Annotated in this window: 13 protein-coding genes; 1 reads left to right on the top strand and 12 read right to left on the bottom strand. The window is 34.5% G+C overall.

Features of this window, described 5'->3' with window-relative positions; translation table 11 throughout:
* The first annotated feature begins 405 nt into the window (after positions 1 to 405).
* On the top strand, positions 406 to 1,008 hold the full coding sequence (gene rpsD / locus ACWG0P_RS11480; RefSeq protein WP_455791840.1) for a 30S ribosomal protein S4: 603 nt from the start codon (positions 406 to 408) through the stop codon (positions 1,006 to 1,008).
* Between the two features lie 34 nt (positions 1,009 to 1,042).
* On the opposite strand, the gene ACWG0P_RS11475 is transcribed toward rpsD, so the two are convergent.
* The 12 genes from ACWG0P_RS11475 to ACWG0P_RS11420 all read right to left on the bottom strand — a co-directional run bounded on the left by ACWG0P_RS11475 (position 1,043) and on the right by ACWG0P_RS11420 (position 17,085).
* Complete coding sequence (locus ACWG0P_RS11475; protein ID WP_455791842.1) at positions 1,043 to 1,366, bottom strand: single-stranded DNA-binding protein; 324 nt, start codon at positions 1,364 to 1,366, stop codon at positions 1,043 to 1,045.
* A 209-nt stretch (positions 1,367 to 1,575) separates the two neighbouring features.
* Positions 1,576 to 2,853: an EF-P 5-aminopentanol modification-associated protein YfmH gene (gene yfmH, locus ACWG0P_RS11470; protein ID WP_455801832.1), complete on the bottom strand. Its 1,278-nt coding sequence runs from the start codon at positions 2,851 to 2,853 to the stop codon at positions 1,576 to 1,578.
* Positions 2,840 to 4,093: an EF-P 5-aminopentanol modification-associated protein YfmF gene (yfmF, locus tag ACWG0P_RS11465; RefSeq protein ID WP_455801831.1), complete on the bottom strand. Its 1,254-nt coding sequence runs from the start codon at positions 4,091 to 4,093 to the stop codon at positions 2,840 to 2,842. The genes yfmH and yfmF overlap by 14 nt, the downstream gene beginning before the upstream one ends.
* Before the next feature lie 355 nt (positions 4,094 to 4,448).
* Entirely contained in the window at positions 4,449 to 5,411 is a 963-nt protein-coding gene (locus ACWG0P_RS11460) for an ORF6N domain-containing protein (RefSeq protein ID WP_455801830.1), read from the bottom strand.
* A gap of 388 nt (positions 5,412 to 5,799) precedes the next feature.
* Positions 5,800 to 6,750, bottom strand: coding sequence for an ABC transporter permease (locus ACWG0P_RS11455; protein ID WP_455791850.1), 951 nt, complete (start codon positions 6,748 to 6,750; stop codon positions 5,800 to 5,802).
* Complete coding sequence (locus tag ACWG0P_RS11450) at positions 6,747 to 7,841, bottom strand: ABC transporter permease (RefSeq protein WP_455791852.1); 1,095 nt, start codon at positions 7,839 to 7,841, stop codon at positions 6,747 to 6,749. Before ACWG0P_RS11450 ends, ACWG0P_RS11455 begins: the two co-directional genes overlap by 4 nt.
* 3 nt (positions 7,842 to 7,844) lie before the next feature.
* On the bottom strand, positions 7,845 to 9,368 hold the full coding sequence (locus tag ACWG0P_RS11445; protein WP_455801829.1) for an ABC transporter ATP-binding protein: 1,524 nt from the start codon (positions 9,366 to 9,368) through the stop codon (positions 7,845 to 7,847).
* A gap of 131 nt (positions 9,369 to 9,499) precedes the next feature.
* Positions 9,500 to 10,567: a BMP family lipoprotein gene (locus tag ACWG0P_RS11440; protein WP_455801828.1), complete on the bottom strand. Its 1,068-nt coding sequence runs from the start codon at positions 10,565 to 10,567 to the stop codon at positions 9,500 to 9,502.
* 103 nt (positions 10,568 to 10,670) lie between these two features.
* Positions 10,671 to 11,510: a YjjW family glycine radical enzyme activase gene (locus tag ACWG0P_RS11435; RefSeq protein WP_455801827.1), complete on the bottom strand. Its 840-nt coding sequence runs from the start codon at positions 11,508 to 11,510 to the stop codon at positions 10,671 to 10,673.
* Entirely contained in the window at positions 11,488 to 12,996 is a 1,509-nt protein-coding gene (locus ACWG0P_RS11430) for a YjjI family glycine radical enzyme (RefSeq protein ID WP_455801826.1), read from the bottom strand. The genes ACWG0P_RS11435 and ACWG0P_RS11430 overlap by 23 nt, the downstream gene beginning before the upstream one ends.
* Positions 12,989 to 15,400 (bottom strand): DNA translocase FtsK, encoded by a 2,412-nt coding sequence (locus tag ACWG0P_RS11425; RefSeq protein ID WP_455801825.1) that lies wholly within the window; start codon positions 15,398 to 15,400, stop codon positions 12,989 to 12,991. Before ACWG0P_RS11425 ends, ACWG0P_RS11430 begins: the two co-directional genes overlap by 8 nt.
* Positions 15,401 to 15,426: 26 nt before the next feature.
* Positions 15,427 to 17,085, bottom strand: a complete 1,659-nt coding sequence (locus ACWG0P_RS11420; protein ID WP_455791863.1) for a ribonuclease J — start codon at positions 17,083 to 17,085, stop codon at positions 15,427 to 15,429.
* Positions 17,086 to 17,134 lie beyond the last annotated feature (49 nt).

Genomic DNA, 17,134 nt, shown 5'->3' with positions numbered 1-17,134 from the left:
CTACATACATTATAGCATATATTACGACAAAGTACGAATATAAAATACAAAATGTTTGACAAAAAAATGGCTTATTTAGCCATGATAACTTACTTTGTTGATTTTCAAGTGTAAAACTTCCGGGTCTATAAACACTTTTTTTGACAATTTATAGAATCATATGATTTCTTTAGTTCATGATTAGTAAAGAAAGTTCTGATTGACATCTATAGGCATGTTTGGTATAGTATAGTGGCAATAAAATGGATAGCGGAATGTAAAGTCTTAGAAAAAGCGTTTCTTACGTAGATTCTACGGTATCGCGAGTACCCCTTTCGCTAGGGTGAAAGCATCATGGAAAGAAACACAGTTTAAGATGTTTGCATCGTTATTGTTTTGTAGCTGAAACAATAAGGAGGACATATAATGTCAAGAGTAAAAGGACCAGTTTGGAAGACATCCCGTCGTTTAGGATTCTCTATTCTAGAAACTGGAGAAGAGCTTCAAAAACGTGCTTATGCACCAGGTCAACATGGACCTACAAAACGTATCAAACTTACAAACTACGGATTACAGCTTCGTGAAAAACAGAAAATTCGTTTCATGTACGGATTGAATGAACGTCAGTTCTACAACACATTCACAAAAGCTAGTAAGATGAAAGGTGTTAAGGGTGACAACTTCTTATGCTTGTTGGAATCTCGTTTAGACAACCTTGTATATCGTATGGGATTTGCTCGTACTCGTCGTGCTGCTCGTCAGCTTGTTAACCACGGACACATTTTAGTAAATGGTAAAAAAGTGGATATCCCTAGCTACGTTGCAAAACCAGGAACAATTATCGAAGTAAAAGAAAAATCACAAAGCATGAAAGCAATCAATGAAGCTTTAGAAGCAACATTGAACACAGTGGCTTTCGTAGATGTAAACAAAGACGCTAAAAAAGGTACTTACCTTCGTCTTCCAGAACGCAGTGAGTTGAATGCAGAAATCAACGAATTGTTAGTAGTAGAATTCTACAACAGATAGTCGTAAAAAAAAGTCCAGTGCAAACTGGATTTTTTTATACTTCTTTTTTTGACAAGAACGAAACATTTTCTGCAATCAAGTCATAAGAACGATGTGTTAAGCCATCATTCCCTTCAAATGTATGAGATTGTAATCTACCTTTGATTGCGACTTGATCCCCTTCATTTGCAATTTGGGTCGTGGTTTCCGCAATCCCTTTCCACAAGGTAAAGGTTAAATCATCTTGTTCATACACTCCATCACTATTTGGGAATGGACGACCAACTCTAACCACCATAGTGGCAAACTTATTTCCTTGCGCAGATTCACGTAACTTTGGTAATTCAACGATTTGTCCAACAAATGCTACGATATTCATAGTATCGACTCCTTTCTTTGTTTTTTTATTCCACCGCTCACCTACCGCATAGGCATCCCTCCCTTATTGCTTATATTATCCGTAAAATATGCAATCTTCACAAACTCACTTATTTGTAAATTCATTGATAAAATATGATATAAAATATAAAAAAGAGGCTCAAGTGGCCTCTTTTTACACTTCCTATACAAATACGTACAAATTTACTCCTATTTTTCTGGCTTTAATTCTACCTTACAAACATCGACTCCACTAAGACATGCACATGCTTCAATAATATCTTCTTTGTTAATATCATACAACACATCCATAGCTTCAAAGAAATCCAAGCCTTCAAAGTAATTACGTACAAAGGTAATCGCAATATCATCAAAACTATTCAAACTTCGAATAGATTGTCCAAAATAACGTCGTTTTAAACGTTGAAGCACTTCATCACTAATACTTGCATTCGCAATCGCTCCTACACTTTGAGATACAATCTTTTCAAATGCTTCTTCATCTCTTGTTTCTCCATAGAACATCAACATTCCATGATCTTCTCCAAGATCCACTTCACATCCCACATAATCATTGATAATTCCTTGATCAATCCAATCCTGGTAGAGTGGATTTAATGTCGAAAAACAAGCGTCCAGCATCGTTTTCAAACACCACTCTCTTCGTGCACGATCTAGTGCCTCTTTTACACCTTCGAGTTTATATGCATACGCAATTTTAGGTATAGATACATCCATCGTGAAGCTATAATTTTTACGATGCACCTCTTTTGGTTCTTCATACTTCAAACGATGTACATTTGATATTTCAGGAAAATCTTTCTTCTTTTGATTTTCCTTAATAGCCGCTAGTACCTTTTCAGGATTTTGATTGGTTACTCCTACAAGTACCATTGTACTTGGATGATAGTTCATGCGATAACATTCTTCCAATTGTTCCAATGTAATAGAATTTACACTTTCATCATCTCCACCAATATCATATTTTAATGGGTGATTTTTATAAAGCGAAGAGAATGTTTCCATCAATAATCGATTATCTGGCATTTGTTTATACATATTCAATTCTTGTACAATAATACCCTTTTCTTTCTCAACCGATTCTTTCGTTATTTGCAAAGATTGTACAAAGTCTAATAAAAGTTCCAATGGTTTATAAATATCATTGCTTGTAGAAAAATAATATGCTGTTTCACTATAGGATGTGAATGCATTTACATTCGCTCCCATTTTTGAAAACAAATCCATGACATCTTCTTCACCCATTTCAAACATCTTATGTTCAAGAAAATGTGCAATCCCTGCAGGAAAATGATATTCTCTTCCTTGTTCATCTACTTGTTTCATATCCATGGCACCAAGTGGCGTTGCCATCATGAACAAGCTTTTCTCATAATCTTGTTTTTCCCATATAACCACATGCAAACCATTCTCTAGAGTTTCTTCTACATAACTCTCTTGATAACGATCATTCTTAATTTGTTTCATGATCATCACCTCCCTGTGTCAATACAAATGTCATCTTTAATTCGCACTTTTTCATCATAGTAATCACTTGTTCGCGTGTTACTTCTTGTACCTTTTGAATAATGTCTTCTGTTGTATCATGACGACTTAACACATCATTTTGAAACTGTAAAGCAATCAAAGAATTCATGTTATCTTTACTTGCTTTTAAGGAATTGATAATCATCTGTTTACTTACATCAAGTAATGCATCATCGAATTCACCATTTACAACTCGATCAAACTGTTTACGAATAAGCGCAATCGTTTTCTTGATGTATTTTTTCTCTACACCCGTAGTTACTCCTAAGGCACCATCATAAGAAATAAGATTTGAAAAGATAGAGTAACACAGGCTATTCTTTTCACGAACTTCTTGAAACAGGAATGATGTGGAATATTGGCCAAAGATTGCATTTGCTACACGTAATGCATAATAATGTTCATCCATCACGCTAGTATTACTAAACCATACCATCATGATACTTGTCTGAGAAATATTCTTATAAGCTTCTTTATATTCATCATGGATGGAATTTGATACTGTATAATACGTTTCAACGAATGCATTTCTATCCTTGCACGGTAAATATTTCTGCACCATTTCACGAATCCCTTGTTCTTCTACATCTCCACAAACAATCATATGAATACTATCTTGTTCTATCATTTCATGATAAGCATCTTCTATATTTTGTAGCGTTAATGCCATTACATTCTCTTTTTCACCTAGTGCAGACAAAGAAAGAGGCGTGCCTTTTCCTGCTTGTTTTAAGCCTTGTGATATTGCATATTGTGCAGGATCATCTTCATTTCGTTCTATCTTTGCCAACAACATACTCTTTGCTTCTTCAAACACTTCTTGTTTGATCAACGGTTGAAATAAAATCTCATGTAGAAAAGAAAAAATATCACTCATCAATGCATCCCCATCACTTGCGTACTTTGGATTCATTGTTTTCATACGTACTTCCATGACTTGAGATTTTCCATATCCCATCGTTTGTGCTGAAAGAGATGCCCCATATAAAGTATCCAAATGAGAACTCATTTTTTGTTTAGTATCATATTTTGCACAACGATCACACAACAACAATGCCAACAAAGATCTTGCAGGTGCTTTTTCTTTATCCAAAGTATTCATAAAACGAATGCTTATTCCAATGTCTTTAAATTTCTTTGTAGACAATATATGCAAATTAACTCCTTGATTTATTACCATAGTGTTACCTCCATAACATTAGTATGTTCCTATTTACAAATGCTAAAAACTGTTTTTATACATACTGTATTATTGTACCATATTTTATATGTAAAGACGAGAATGCAACTCTAATATACAAGCATCTCATTCGCAAAGTAACTTTTAACTAAAAAAATTAACAATCCTTTCATGTTGTGATACTTGTTAAACGTTACAATGATACCTTCTTACGTACGAATTCAATTAATATTATATGTAATCACAATATCTATCCTTCGTATAATAGTTTCGTAAAGTTATATAACCTTCATACACTATACGCAACAATCAAGTAATAAATTTAAAATATTCATTTATAAAAATAAGAGTTTCTTTAAAATACATAAAGTTTACTTTTTAATAGTTCATCTATTATGAAATGCAGTTTTGCTTTATCATACAATTGTATAATCGTACATATTTTTTGTCCAGCATCTTTGCTAGAGCTTCCACATACATAAAATTTTTCATTATCAGTGCCATAATCAATCACAATAAATCGATCATGTACTTTATCTGTGTATCTTATAGATAAAGATGGATATTGAATATAAAATTTCTTTACTTCGATCTTTGATAATTTAGGTTCACTTTTATTCCCAGTAAAGATCGTTATATCAACATTCTTTTGTTTGTGCGCTAATAAACTTAGTGTATTTATATTTATGTAGTCGTCTATTATATAAATGTTTTTATTAGCTTGTTTATATATCATAATATAAGCTTCTACTGCATCAAATACTTGCCCATTTAAAAATAGTTTCTCTTTAATTTTTTTGTCATCAATAAAGTTTTCCATAATTTTATCAATGTCCGTTTTAGTAGCCATAGTAGTTTCAATACCTGTAATTCTTTTATCTTGATCAATAATATGATTAGATAATTTTAGTATTTCTTCATTGCCAATAAATTGCTGATTTTCAACAATATAGTGCTTCATTTCTTTAAACGATCTCATAATATAAATACTTTGTTGTGTCGCTATTTCATTTTTCAGTATAGTTGCCACCATGTATACTCCCTGTTCAGTAAAAACATAGGGTGCATATTTAATGTTTTTACCTTGTTTGTTCAAGGTCACATTTTGTGACCTTGCACTCTCGTTTGCCTCACTCATAGTTAATTGAAACATGAAGTCATCAGGGAACTTATCAATATTCCTCTTTACTTGTTGTATTAGTTTTTTTACTTCTGTACCATACAATTTTGCCAAATCACTATCTAGCATCACTTGTTGCCCACGAATAACATGTACTAAATCTTTAAATTCTCTATCTTTGGCAATTATTTCATTCATACAATTACCTCCCTTCATTATATATATACGAAAAAAATATATTAAAACCCTAAATATTTTGAAATATTTTTTTTAATTTCACCATCTATAATAAATCGTTATAAGATAAATCACTTAACCACTTCACTATATTCGCCTTTACATCTAACAAACATTTCATACTCACAGAACAAAAATATATCACTTAATACAAAATGATGTTAAGAATTTTCAATCTCCATCATCTTGCTTTATTCCATTCGAATAAAATTTTAAATTATCACATATGCCATGTAGTAATTACATATGAAAAGAAGATAGTCTCTCAACCATCTCCTATTCATTAATTTCATAATATTTTTATTCACTCACATTAAATTTCAAAGAATAATTCACAACAATCTTTTAATTATCGCTTACCTGAATCGTAAATTTCTCCAGAGGCTTTAGGTCCAATAGATTTTCTTGCGAATAGGATTAGTGCGACAATTGTTAACAGATATGGTATTGCGTAAAAGAATTCTGATGGGAATCCGCTCAAGAATGGAATGGATCCAGAATAATTTGACAATACTTGTGAGAACCCAAAGAATATTCCTGCGCCTAAACATCCTAATGGTTTCCATTTACCAAAAATCAAACATGCCATAGCGATAAACCCGACACCATGAATAGAACCAACAGTGAATTGAATATCCATGGATAACACCATAATTGCCCCAGCTAAACCACCAAGAGCTCCAGAAGTTAATACTCCAATATAACGCATCTTTTCAACATGGATACCCATAGAAGCACTCGCCTGTGGAAATTCACCACAAGAGCGTAAATGTAACCCGAATTTCGTACGGAATACGACAAAGTACGTAATAGCCACTAAAGCAATTGCTAAATAAAACGTTGGATAAATATTTGTAAAGAATAGGTCACCTATAAAAGGAATATCCTTTAGCACAGGTATATCTATACGAGAGAATGTTTGTGTAAAGGTAGGTGTACGTTGTTGATCAAATATAATTTGACATAAGTACACAGTTAATCCAGTTGCCAACATATTGATTGCAGTACCACTAATAGTTTGATCTGCTTTCAATCGTATGGATGCAAATGCATGAATCCAAGACATGGCAATACCACTTACCATACCGACTAAAATAGATACCCATGGAGCTAAACTACCTAATGATTCTGCAGTGAATACACATGTCGTTGCACCAAAGAATGCACCCGTCAACATGATTCCTTCTAATGCAATGTTTACTACTCCACTTCTTTCAGAGAATAAACCACCTAAAGAACAAATAATAATTGGAGTTGCAACCCCAAGGGCTAATGGAAACATTTGATAAAGCAAACTCATTTGGAGTCACCTCCTTCATCTACTTTTGACTTCCGCTTATAAAGCTTATTCATTAACATCTTAATTCCATATTGCATTGCGACAAACAATACGATAGAAGCAGATATAATTTCTCCAATTTCCTTTGGAATACCTGCAACCTGCAAGATCGGTTGTACTACTTTTAATAAACCAAATAGTAATCCAGCCAATACAATTCCAACCGCATTACATGCTCCTGTAAGAGCAACCGCAATACCATCAAAACCATAATTTTCAAACGATGATAATACACGTCCCATATTGAATGTACCCAATGCTACTATCGCACCAGCTAAACCAGCAAGCGCACCAGCAATCATCATAGAGTACACGATGTTACGATCAACTTTCATACCAGCATAGCGAGCACCTTCTTTATTAAATCCAGTCGCACGCAAGCTATATCCAAAGCTTGTTTTTTCTATAATGAACCAATACAATAAAACCGCAATAATAACGAATATAATTCCCCAGTTCAATCTGGAATTCTTCGTAAGACTTTCCAACAATTCAGAACTTAAAGAAGCTGATTCCGGAATGATCGGTGTCTTTGATACCGTTGCATTTGGCATTTTTTGAATCATCCAGTTCGCAAAATACATACCTGTATAATTCATCATAATACAAATTACAACTTCATGAACATTGAATTTACTTTTCAAAATACCTGGTACAAATCCCCAGATAGCTCCCGCTACTGCACCTGCTAATACCGCAACAATTGCATGAAGTACTGGAGGAAGAGGTACTAAGAATGCCACAACAATGGAAGCCATTGCGCCAACCATAACCTGTCCCTCTGCACCAATATTAAACAAACCTGTACGATAAGCAAAACCCACGGAAAGTCCAGTTAATATGATTGGCATACTAGTTACTAAAAACTCGCCAAGATATCGTGGATTAAATCCTGTTCCATATTCTGGACTGATACCTGTTATACCTTTTAATAATGCTTTGAATAGGTCCATAGGATTTTGTCCGGAAACAAGCATTATGATAATCCCTAACAATAACCCTAGTCCAATTGCAATCAGAGATATTTTTAATGTATCACGATTCTTTTTCATGTACTAAGCACTCTCCTTTCGCTTTGAACCACTCATCATCAATCCAAGTTCTTTTTCATTGGTAGATTTCGCGTCCATTTCACCACACATACTACCTTCATAAATAACAGCGATGCGATCAGATAAATCCAACACTTCATCTAATTCTAATGAAACAAGTAAGATTGCACGACCATTGTCACGTTCACTTACGATTCTTTTATGAATATACTCAATCGCCCCTACATCTAGTCCACGTGTTGGTTGTACAACAATCAACAATTCTGGACTACGATGAATCTCACGAGCAATGATTGCCTTTTGTTGATTCCCTCCTGACATACTTCGTGTAGGTGTATTCTTTCCTTCTCCACTACGAACATCAAATTCTTGAATAAGTTCTTCGGCATATGCATCGATTGGTTTTACTTGCATAATACCGTTCTTACAAAATGGTGCTTCATTATATGCATGAACGATAAAATTTTCTTTCAACATAAAATCCAAAATCAATCCATGTTTATGACGATCTTCAGGAACATGTCCCATTCCTTCTTTACAGCGTTGTTTCACGCTCATATTTGTAATGTCTTTACCATCTAATAAAATCTGTCCACTAGAAGTTTTGATAAGCCCTGATAATGCATAAACAAGTTCTGTTTGCCCGTTTCCATCAATTCCAGCAAGTCCAACGATTTCACCTTTTCGCACTTGGAGTGAGAAGTCATTTACAACAGGCAATCCCGAACCATTTTTAACGGTAAGATTTTTAATATCTAGTACCACATCGCCTGGCTGTGCTGGAGCCTTGTCAATATTGAAATTAACACTTCTACCAACCATCATATCTGCCATTTCTTGTTCAGATGTATCCTTTACGTTTACAGTTCCTATGTATTTTCCACGACGTAATACGCTACACTCGTCTGCTACTTGTTTGATTTCCTTTAATTTATGTGTGATAAGCAAAATGCTTTTTCCTTCTTTGATCATCAATTGCATAATTTTGATAAGCTCTTCGATTTCTTGTGGTGTAAGCACCGCTGTAGGTTCATCAAAAATCAGAATATCCGCATTTCGATATAACATTTTTAAAATTTCTACACGTTGTTGCATACCTACTGATATATCTGATATCTTTGCATTTGGATCTACTTTAAGACCGTATTGATCACTTAGCTTCAAAATATCTTTGGTTGCTTTTTTAATATCCACCATTCCGTATTTTGTAGGTTCCATCCCCAATATGATATTTTCAGTTACTGTAAAACACTCCACCAATTTAAAATGTTGATGAACCATCCCAATACCTAAATCCGTTGCTACGTTAGGATCTTGTATCTTTACTTCTTTATCATTTACTTTGATGATTCCAGATGTTGGCTGATAAAGCCCAAACAGAATCGACATGAGTGTTGATTTTCCTGCACCATTTTCACCAAGCAGTGCATGGATAGTACCTTTTTTCAAGCGTACCGTCACATTATCGTTTGCTCGAATACCAGGGAATTCTTTCGTAATGTTTAGCATTTCGACAGCATATTCCATAATGTACCTCCTTATATATTTTTCTGTTTTAATTATATCACAAATTCAGTTGTTTTGAGATGTTAAAAAATACAATTAAAGCAAAAGAAAAGATAGCTAATTCGCTCAGCTATCTAATCTAATTTTACGAATTATTTAGTTGACCCAGTTGGGATTGAAGGTGTTTTAGAAACTTCAATTTTGCCATCTTTCATTTCTTTGATAGCTGTTTCTAATTGAGTCAAGATTTCTTTTGATAAGTTAGGATTTTCTGCAGGAATTCCTACGCCATCATTCTTGATATCAAATGTTACAGTACTTCCACCTTTATAAGTTTTATCAACAACAGACTGAGCTGCATTGTATGTAGCTGTATCTACTTTTTTAAGTGCTGAAGTTAAGATAACTGATTTTTTATCTTTACCATAAACACCATCTGTATATTGGTCACGGTCTACACCGATAACCCAAACTTTTTCACCTTTTTCAGCACGAGCGATACCAGCTTTAATAACTCCACCACCAGTACCACCAGCAGCATGATAAATAACGCTTACGCCAGCAGCATATTGTTTTTCAGCTAATGTTTGTCCTGTATCTGGTTTGTCGAATGCTCCAGCATAGTCGATTGTAACTTTCATGTTAGGATCAACTGCTTTTGCTCCTTGTTCAAATCCAGCTTGGAATGCTTGAATCAATTCACTTTCCATACCACCAATGAATCCAACATTGTCAGATCCTTGAGATTTTGCTTGTAATGCAGCTGCCATACCTGCTAAGTAAGAACCTTGTTCAGCAGCAAATACACCACTTTCAACATTATCTTTTGCTACAACTGTATCGATAACAAAGAATTTTGTATCTGGATAATTGTCAGCAACTTTTGTCATTGCATTATCAAATAAATAACCTGCCGCAACAACTAAATCGAACTTATCTTCTGCCAATTGGCTCAAGTTTGGTTCATAATCAGATTCACTCTTAGATTGTAAGTATTTAATACAACTTTCATCTAAATTATTATCTTTTGCATATTTTTTGATACCTTCCCAAGACCCCTGATTGAATGATTTGTCATCAACACCACCTGTATCTGTTACGAAACCGATACGAATAGAACATGTTGAATCATCTTTCTTGCTGTCACCACTACTACCGCAACCCGCAAGTGTAGTTGTTGCTAGTGCAGCAACTAAAGCAAATTTACTGAATTTGTTCATAATTTCCTCCATCTTGACCTTTCCTAATGGTCCTATAGAAATTTTACATTTTTTATACGTATTTGTCAATAATTAAAGCCCTTACATCAAGAAAAGGTCATAGTTATATCACAACATTTGTAGTATTACCAAGCATTTTGCAAATATTCACAAAACGAGCTATATATTCTTCACTCACATTTACATTCCCCAATACTTCAAGACCTTCTGTTCTTACACCATATTTGCGATAACGTATAAGTTTATAACGTACATTATCATGAATAAGTGAACTTACATAGCGTACCGTCTTTTCATTTTGTTCATCTTGATTGGGCAAAATTACAGTTCTTACCTCTTCCAGTTTTCCTTTTTCTAACAAGAACGATAAGTTTTTTAATACTGTTTGATTATCACAGCCACACAACATTTTATGAAAGACAGAATCAGATGCTTTCACATCGAGCATAACTCCATCACATACGTCTAATAGTTCTGGATAGGACTCGAAATCATGGTATCCATTACTATCAATCAAACAAGTTAAACCCATAGCTTTTACTTTTGTGAACAATTCCAACAAGAATGGAGCATGATTCATACACTCTCCCCCACTTACTGTAATCCCTCTTAAAAAAGCTTTCTTTTTTTGAATGATTTCTACAATTTCATCAACACTCATGTTCTTTATTTTAGGCGAAGCCAAATGTGTACATGTTTGAATACACTGATCACAATTCACACAAATTGATGCATCCCAAACTACCTTTTGTTCTTCCATTTTTAGCGCATGTACAGGACAAGTTGTAATGCAATCACCACAATGTTGACACATATGTATCGTTTCAGGATTGTGGCAATATAAACAAGAAAATGGACAACTTTGAAAAAAGATGGCACAGCGATTTCCTGGACCATCTACATTTGAAAACGGAATGATTTTATTTACGGGAGCTCTCATCATATATTCTGCGATCCAATGCATTCGCAGTATTTCTAGCACCTTGTCCAAATACAGTAACATTATTTAAACTAGCTTCCTTGTGATCTAGTTTTTCGATTTCGCTCTTTTTCACTAAGTATCCCGTAACACGAACAACATCATTGTCTGCATTATACCCTGTAAAGTATCGCATACCTTGTTCAAAAGCACCCTTGATAATATCAAGTAATGCATCTTGCGTATTGTTCCATGTATCATCGAATTTGAAGATATCCCCGATACCAGATACAAAGTATTTATGAAAATTACATTCCACTTCAATATGATCGCTTAAATCAGGCTCGATACCAATTGGAATACGTGCTCCTGGTGAATTTTCGCGTCCATCAGAATCAATTCCTACTTGTGCATGTAATACGTATTGATTATTGCAACCTTCACAATACATACCATGGTGATTTTTCACCAATGATTCTACTACATTCATCACTTCAATACCGAATGCAGTTGCCTCTTCACTCTTTCCATATCCAAGATTAGGATCTTTTATTCCAAGCAAGTAATTACAACATTCCGCTAACCCAACAACACCAAACATTCCTGTAAAGTTTTCTTGTTTTACAAACCCTTCTTTTGCAAGGAAGTTTGATTTGAAGAAATTGCTTTCTTCTACGATATAACGTATACGAGCATCCATATTTCTCAACATAAGATTTACATAATATGGTAAAACGTTGTTTAAGAAATCTTCTTTCCCTTTCGATTTTGTCGCTACATTGAACAAACGGATACGAGGTAATGTGTAACCTCCACCTCCAACTTTCAACGCATTATAACAACTTGCAATTCCATATTCACCAATGCCATCTCCACGATACATTACATCATTGGCAAAGCTTGGTTTTGATGTTGCTAGCATACAATCCACACATGCTTTCGCAAAATCATCAGTTGTACGATTTGGATCATAAAGTAATGTAATATTAGGGATTGCCAATTGCATCTCCTTCGTTAGTTCTAAAATAATTCTAGAAACACGATTATCTACAGGCCCAATATTCGCATGAACAAAAGAATCTGTTAATGTTTTATCGATATGTAACAAGAACAAACGCAAAGCCTTCTTTGTTGTTTCTTCATCTACATCGAATGGTTCTAATAGTTCAGAAAAATTACCCAACCATACAGGGAAAGACGTAATACTAGGAACATGCTTATACATAATCAATAGATTATTGCATGCTTCCCATATGTCAGTTGCAGGTTGTAGTCCTAAGAATGAACATCCTTTTTCCATCAATATACGATAATCAGGCAAAATATAACGTGGTCGATAAGGAGCTCTTCCTTCATTCAAATCGCAAAGAACTTCTTCGTCTAATGCCTTTATGAAATCCGGTTCTAAATATAATGAATCATCATCACTTTCTGCCAAGCGAGCCAATGCCAGCACTTCTTGCTGGTAGGTTAGTGTAGGATCGCTAATAATGTCTTTTACTCTACTCATAATACTCCTCCTCATTCTTTATATAAACTTCTCTAGGTTTACTTCCTCTAGCTGGACCTATGATTCCATTTTCTTCCATGGTATCAATCAGTCTTGCAGCACGTGCATACCCAATACTAAACTTACGTTGAATAAGGGATGTACTTGCTTTTCTAGTAGAAATGATAAACTCTTTTACTTCATCATACAATGGGTCTCCAGCTTGCTCACTACTACTTGCAATTCCAACGCCTCCATCCAACATTTCTAGTCGTAAGAAAGCATCTTCATATTTTGGTTTTGCTTGTTTGGATACATAATCACAAATATCTTGTACTTCCCCATCACTCACGAATACACCTTGTACACGAGTCGCATGAGTTTCACCAATTGGTGTATATAACATATCTCCATACCCTAGTAGTTTTTCCGCACCCATTTGATCCAATATCGTTCTTGAATCCACCGCACTACTTACCGCAAATGCAATACGTGATGGAATGTTTGCTTTGATTACTCCAGTAATGACATCAACACTTGGTCGTTGTGTAGCAACAATCAAGTGAATTCCAGCAGCACGTGCTAACTGTGTAATCCTTTGAATACTTGCTTCGACTTCTTTCGCCGCTACTAACATCAAATCTGCTAACTCATCAATAATTACAACAATCCAAGGAAGTTTCTGTAACCCATCCTCTGGATGATTTTCAATATATGTATTATATCCTGCTATATTACGTACACCTGCCATAGAGAATAATTCATAACGATTATCCATCATAGTAACAATTACTTTCAATGCACGATTGGCTTCTTCTCCATCCGTAATAACTGGACCAATCAAATGTGGAATTTCTTTAAAAGGTGTAAACTCCACCTTTTTAGGATCCACTAACAACATTTTTACTTCATCTGGTTTTGCACGCATTAAGATACTTGTAATAATAGAGTTCACACATACAGACTTTCCACTACCAGTTGCTCCCGCAATCAATAAGTGAGGCATCTTGTTCAATTCTCCATATACGCTATTTCCCATCAGGTCTTTTCCTAATGCAAACAACAACTTACTATCATCATACTTCTCAGGAATACTTTTCATCAATTCCTTCATAGTTACATTGGTTTTTTCTACGTTTGGAATTTCAATTCCAACCGCTGACTTTCCAGGAATAGGTGCTTCGATACGAATATCTTTTGCGGCCAAAGCCATCTTAATATCATATTGAAGATTACTAATTTTATTTACACGCACACCTAAATCTGGTTTCACTTCAAACTTTGTAACTGCAGGTCCAATATGTGTCGCAATCAACGATGCTTTTACACCAAATTGATCCAAAATTTCAATCAAACGTCTTCCACAATCATTTGCCGCATTGATGTTACTTACAGAACGATTCTTCTTGCCTATATCATTCAATAAGGTTTGACGTGGTAAACGATACTTCGAATAATCTTCTATGTAAGAAGACACAAAGGTATCTTTACGACCAATTGTTTCTTCTATGATACGTGTATTTTCATCAGCTTTTATAGATTGTGAATTACTTGTTGGTGGTGTTTTAAATCCAATTTCCAAATCATCATCAACAATTACATCTTCATCTTTTTTAAGTTTGTCTATGTTTTCATATTGTGTTGTTCTAGCATCACTTGTAATATCAAAATCATCATCGATATCCAAGAAAGACACTTGCCCAGGTTTCACTCGTTGATCTAAATCAATACGTTGAAACATCGTTTCTTGTTCTTGTTTTAATTTTTCTTCTTCAGCAGCATTTCGTTGTGCTTGTTTTACTTCTTTTTTCTCCGCGCGTATAACGCTTCGCTTTGCGCTATTTTCCTTCATCAAAGCAAGCGGACGTTTCAAAGAGGCAAACCCTTTCTTAACATACTCGAATGCTTTTCCATTCAACATCAAAATAGCACCTAACAAAACCAAAACACCAACAATAATCCATGTCCCCATATAATCAAATAAGAACGTACAAATGGATACTAAGAAGGCTCCTATGAACCCTCCCCTCGCGGCCACTTCACTCTTGAAAATCAAAACTGAATCACTTAAATACTTCGAAAAGATATCCATTCCTTTTAAGGTTTGATCCTTTGGAATTGACATTGCAATTAACCAACCTAACATAATCACTATAATACCGATGATATATTTAATTGGTATATCACGAATTGATTTCTTCATCATCAACAATATACAAAATACAATTACAACACCATAAATGACACCATATAAATTTCCAAAAATATATTGAATGAAACTTGTCGTTAGTTCTCCAATAAATCCTATTTTCAAACCGCCTATGATACATAGAGCAATCAAGACGAGAGAGTATATATATACCAACACTTCATTTTCTAATGCTTGTTTTTGTTTTTGCGATTTCCTCTTCTTTGCTTTCGCCATGACTTCCTCCACTCCTCAATACAGTATTACAGATTTATTTCTAAAATCACAGGAAGAACCATAGGGCGTTTCCCTGTCTCTTTCACTAAATACTTCGTAATCTTATCTCTTGCTTCTGCACGCACCGTTAAATTATCATAACGATGTTCTTTCACAGCATTCGCAATGCAAGTTTCCATGATATTTCCAACTTCTTTAATAATATAGTCCGCATCTTTCAAATAGATTAGACCTCTAGTTTGAACGTCTGGTCCATTGATAATTTCTTTGTTTTTGAAATTTACCCCAACACCAATCACCATAACACCATCTGTTGATAAAACCTCACGGTCCTTTAACACAACACCTGTAACATCCCAATTTTCTTTTCCATCAATCAAAGTATCTTCTAGTTCTAATCGTTCTGCAACAGACTTTAAAATACGATCTTTAAACAAGGCAACCTGTCCATTATCTAATATCAAGATTCGATCTGCAGACAATCCCATCTTCATTGCCAAATTCGCATTGGTAAATAAATGACGGTATTCTCCTTTGATAGGAATGTAATATCTTGGTCTAAACAAATATAACATCATTTTAAGATCTTCACTGCTTGGGTGCATAGATAATACTGTTTTAGAATCTAATGTAAAAATCTTGCCACCTTCACGGTAAATATCATTTTCCATATTGTTCGCTTCTAATTCGGTACCTGAAACAATCGGTGAAGCAACAATAATGGCATCACTTGTACGGAAAGATACATATTTATCTTCATGATTTGCTATATTAGACATCGTACGGAACAAATTCTTTCCATCCCCACTAATCAATACCACAACATCTTCCATATCATCTTTAAATGTCTTCTCAGTAAGTTCCATTTCTCTAGGAACGTTATAGTACTTCACCAATTCTAATTGTCTTAACAATTCACGCATTCCCTTATCATGGAAAAATATTTTACGATTGTATTTCTTTGCTAATTCAATAATTTCAATGATACGGAACAAACTTTGTGCATAACAAGAAATTAGAATTCTTGTTGGACTGCTTTCAAAGATTGGTTCTACTAAATTGGTAATGCGATGATTAGGAGCTGTATGTCCACTTCTATCTGCTGATTGAGATTCACTCAATAAACATAGAACTCCTTTTTTACCGATTTCACTCAATTCATTAATATCACATAAGTATTCATCTTGTAACATATCGTAATCAATAATAAATTCACCTGTATATACGATATATCCTTGATCTGTTGCAAGTGCTAATCCAAAGTTATCTGGAAAAGCATGTGTCATAGGGAAAGTTCTAACTTTTACTCCATTGATTACTTGCTTGCTCGTTCTTTTCATACGATGAATTTTCGCATTCTTGATGCCTTCTTTTTTCAACATATCATGAACGATATTCGCTGTTAAATTTCCTGTGTAAATTGGTACATTTACCTGTTTTAAAAGGTAAGGTAACGCTGCCACAACATCGTCATGAGCATGCGTAATAAAGATACCGGCAATGCGGTCCTTGTTTTCTACTAGATATGAGAAATCTGGAATAATAAATTCCACTCCCAATTGCCCAGTATCGGGATATTTTAATCCCGCTTCAATAATAAATATGGCTTCATTGATTTCTACGATATACATATTTTTACCGTTTTCGTCTAATCCGCCAAGCGCAAAAATGCGTACTTGATCCATAATTATACCTCCATTAACTTTATTGTTATTATGTTATGTATCGGAAAGC

It is taken from the genome of Amedibacillus sp. YH-ame6, assembly GCF_053848845.1.
Note: the sequence above shows the minus strand (reverse complement) of the source record. Positions and strands in the feature narration are given on the sequence as shown.

Coding starts and splice junctions, on each gene's coding strand:
- rpsD (WP_455791840.1), top strand. CDS start 406: ATGTCAAGAGTAAAAGGACCAGTTTGGAAGACATCCCGTCGTTTAGGA.
- ACWG0P_RS11475 (WP_455791842.1), bottom strand. CDS start 1,366: ATGAATATCGTAGCATTTGTTGGACAAATCGTTGAATTACCAAAGTTA.
- yfmH (WP_455801832.1), bottom strand. CDS start 2,853: ATGAAACAAATTAAGAATGATCGTTATCAAGAGAGTTATGTAGAAGAA.
- yfmF (WP_455801831.1), bottom strand. CDS start 4,093: ATGGTAATAAATCAAGGAGTTAATTTGCATATATTGTCTACAAAGAAA.
- ACWG0P_RS11460 (WP_455801830.1), bottom strand. CDS start 5,411: ATGAATGAAATAATTGCCAAAGATAGAGAATTTAAAGATTTAGTACAT.
- ACWG0P_RS11455 (WP_455791850.1), bottom strand. CDS start 6,750: ATGAGTTTGCTTTATCAAATGTTTCCATTAGCCCTTGGGGTTGCAACT.
- ACWG0P_RS11450 (WP_455791852.1), bottom strand. CDS start 7,841: ATGAAAAAGAATCGTGATACATTAAAAATATCTCTGATTGCAATTGGA.
- ACWG0P_RS11445 (WP_455801829.1), bottom strand. CDS start 9,368: ATGGAATATGCTGTCGAAATGCTAAACATTACGAAAGAATTCCCTGGT.
- ACWG0P_RS11440 (WP_455801828.1), bottom strand. CDS start 10,567: ATGAACAAATTCAGTAAATTTGCTTTAGTTGCTGCACTAGCAACAACT.
- ACWG0P_RS11435 (WP_455801827.1), bottom strand. CDS start 11,510: ATGATGAGAGCTCCCGTAAATAAAATCATTCCGTTTTCAAATGTAGAT.
- ACWG0P_RS11430 (WP_455801826.1), bottom strand. CDS start 12,996: ATGAGTAGAGTAAAAGACATTATTAGCGATCCTACACTAACCTACCAG.
- ACWG0P_RS11425 (WP_455801825.1), bottom strand. CDS start 15,400: ATGGCGAAAGCAAAGAAGAGGAAATCGCAAAAACAAAAACAAGCATTA.
- ACWG0P_RS11420 (WP_455791863.1), bottom strand. CDS start 17,085: ATGGATCAAGTACGCATTTTTGCGCTTGGCGGATTAGACGAAAACGGT.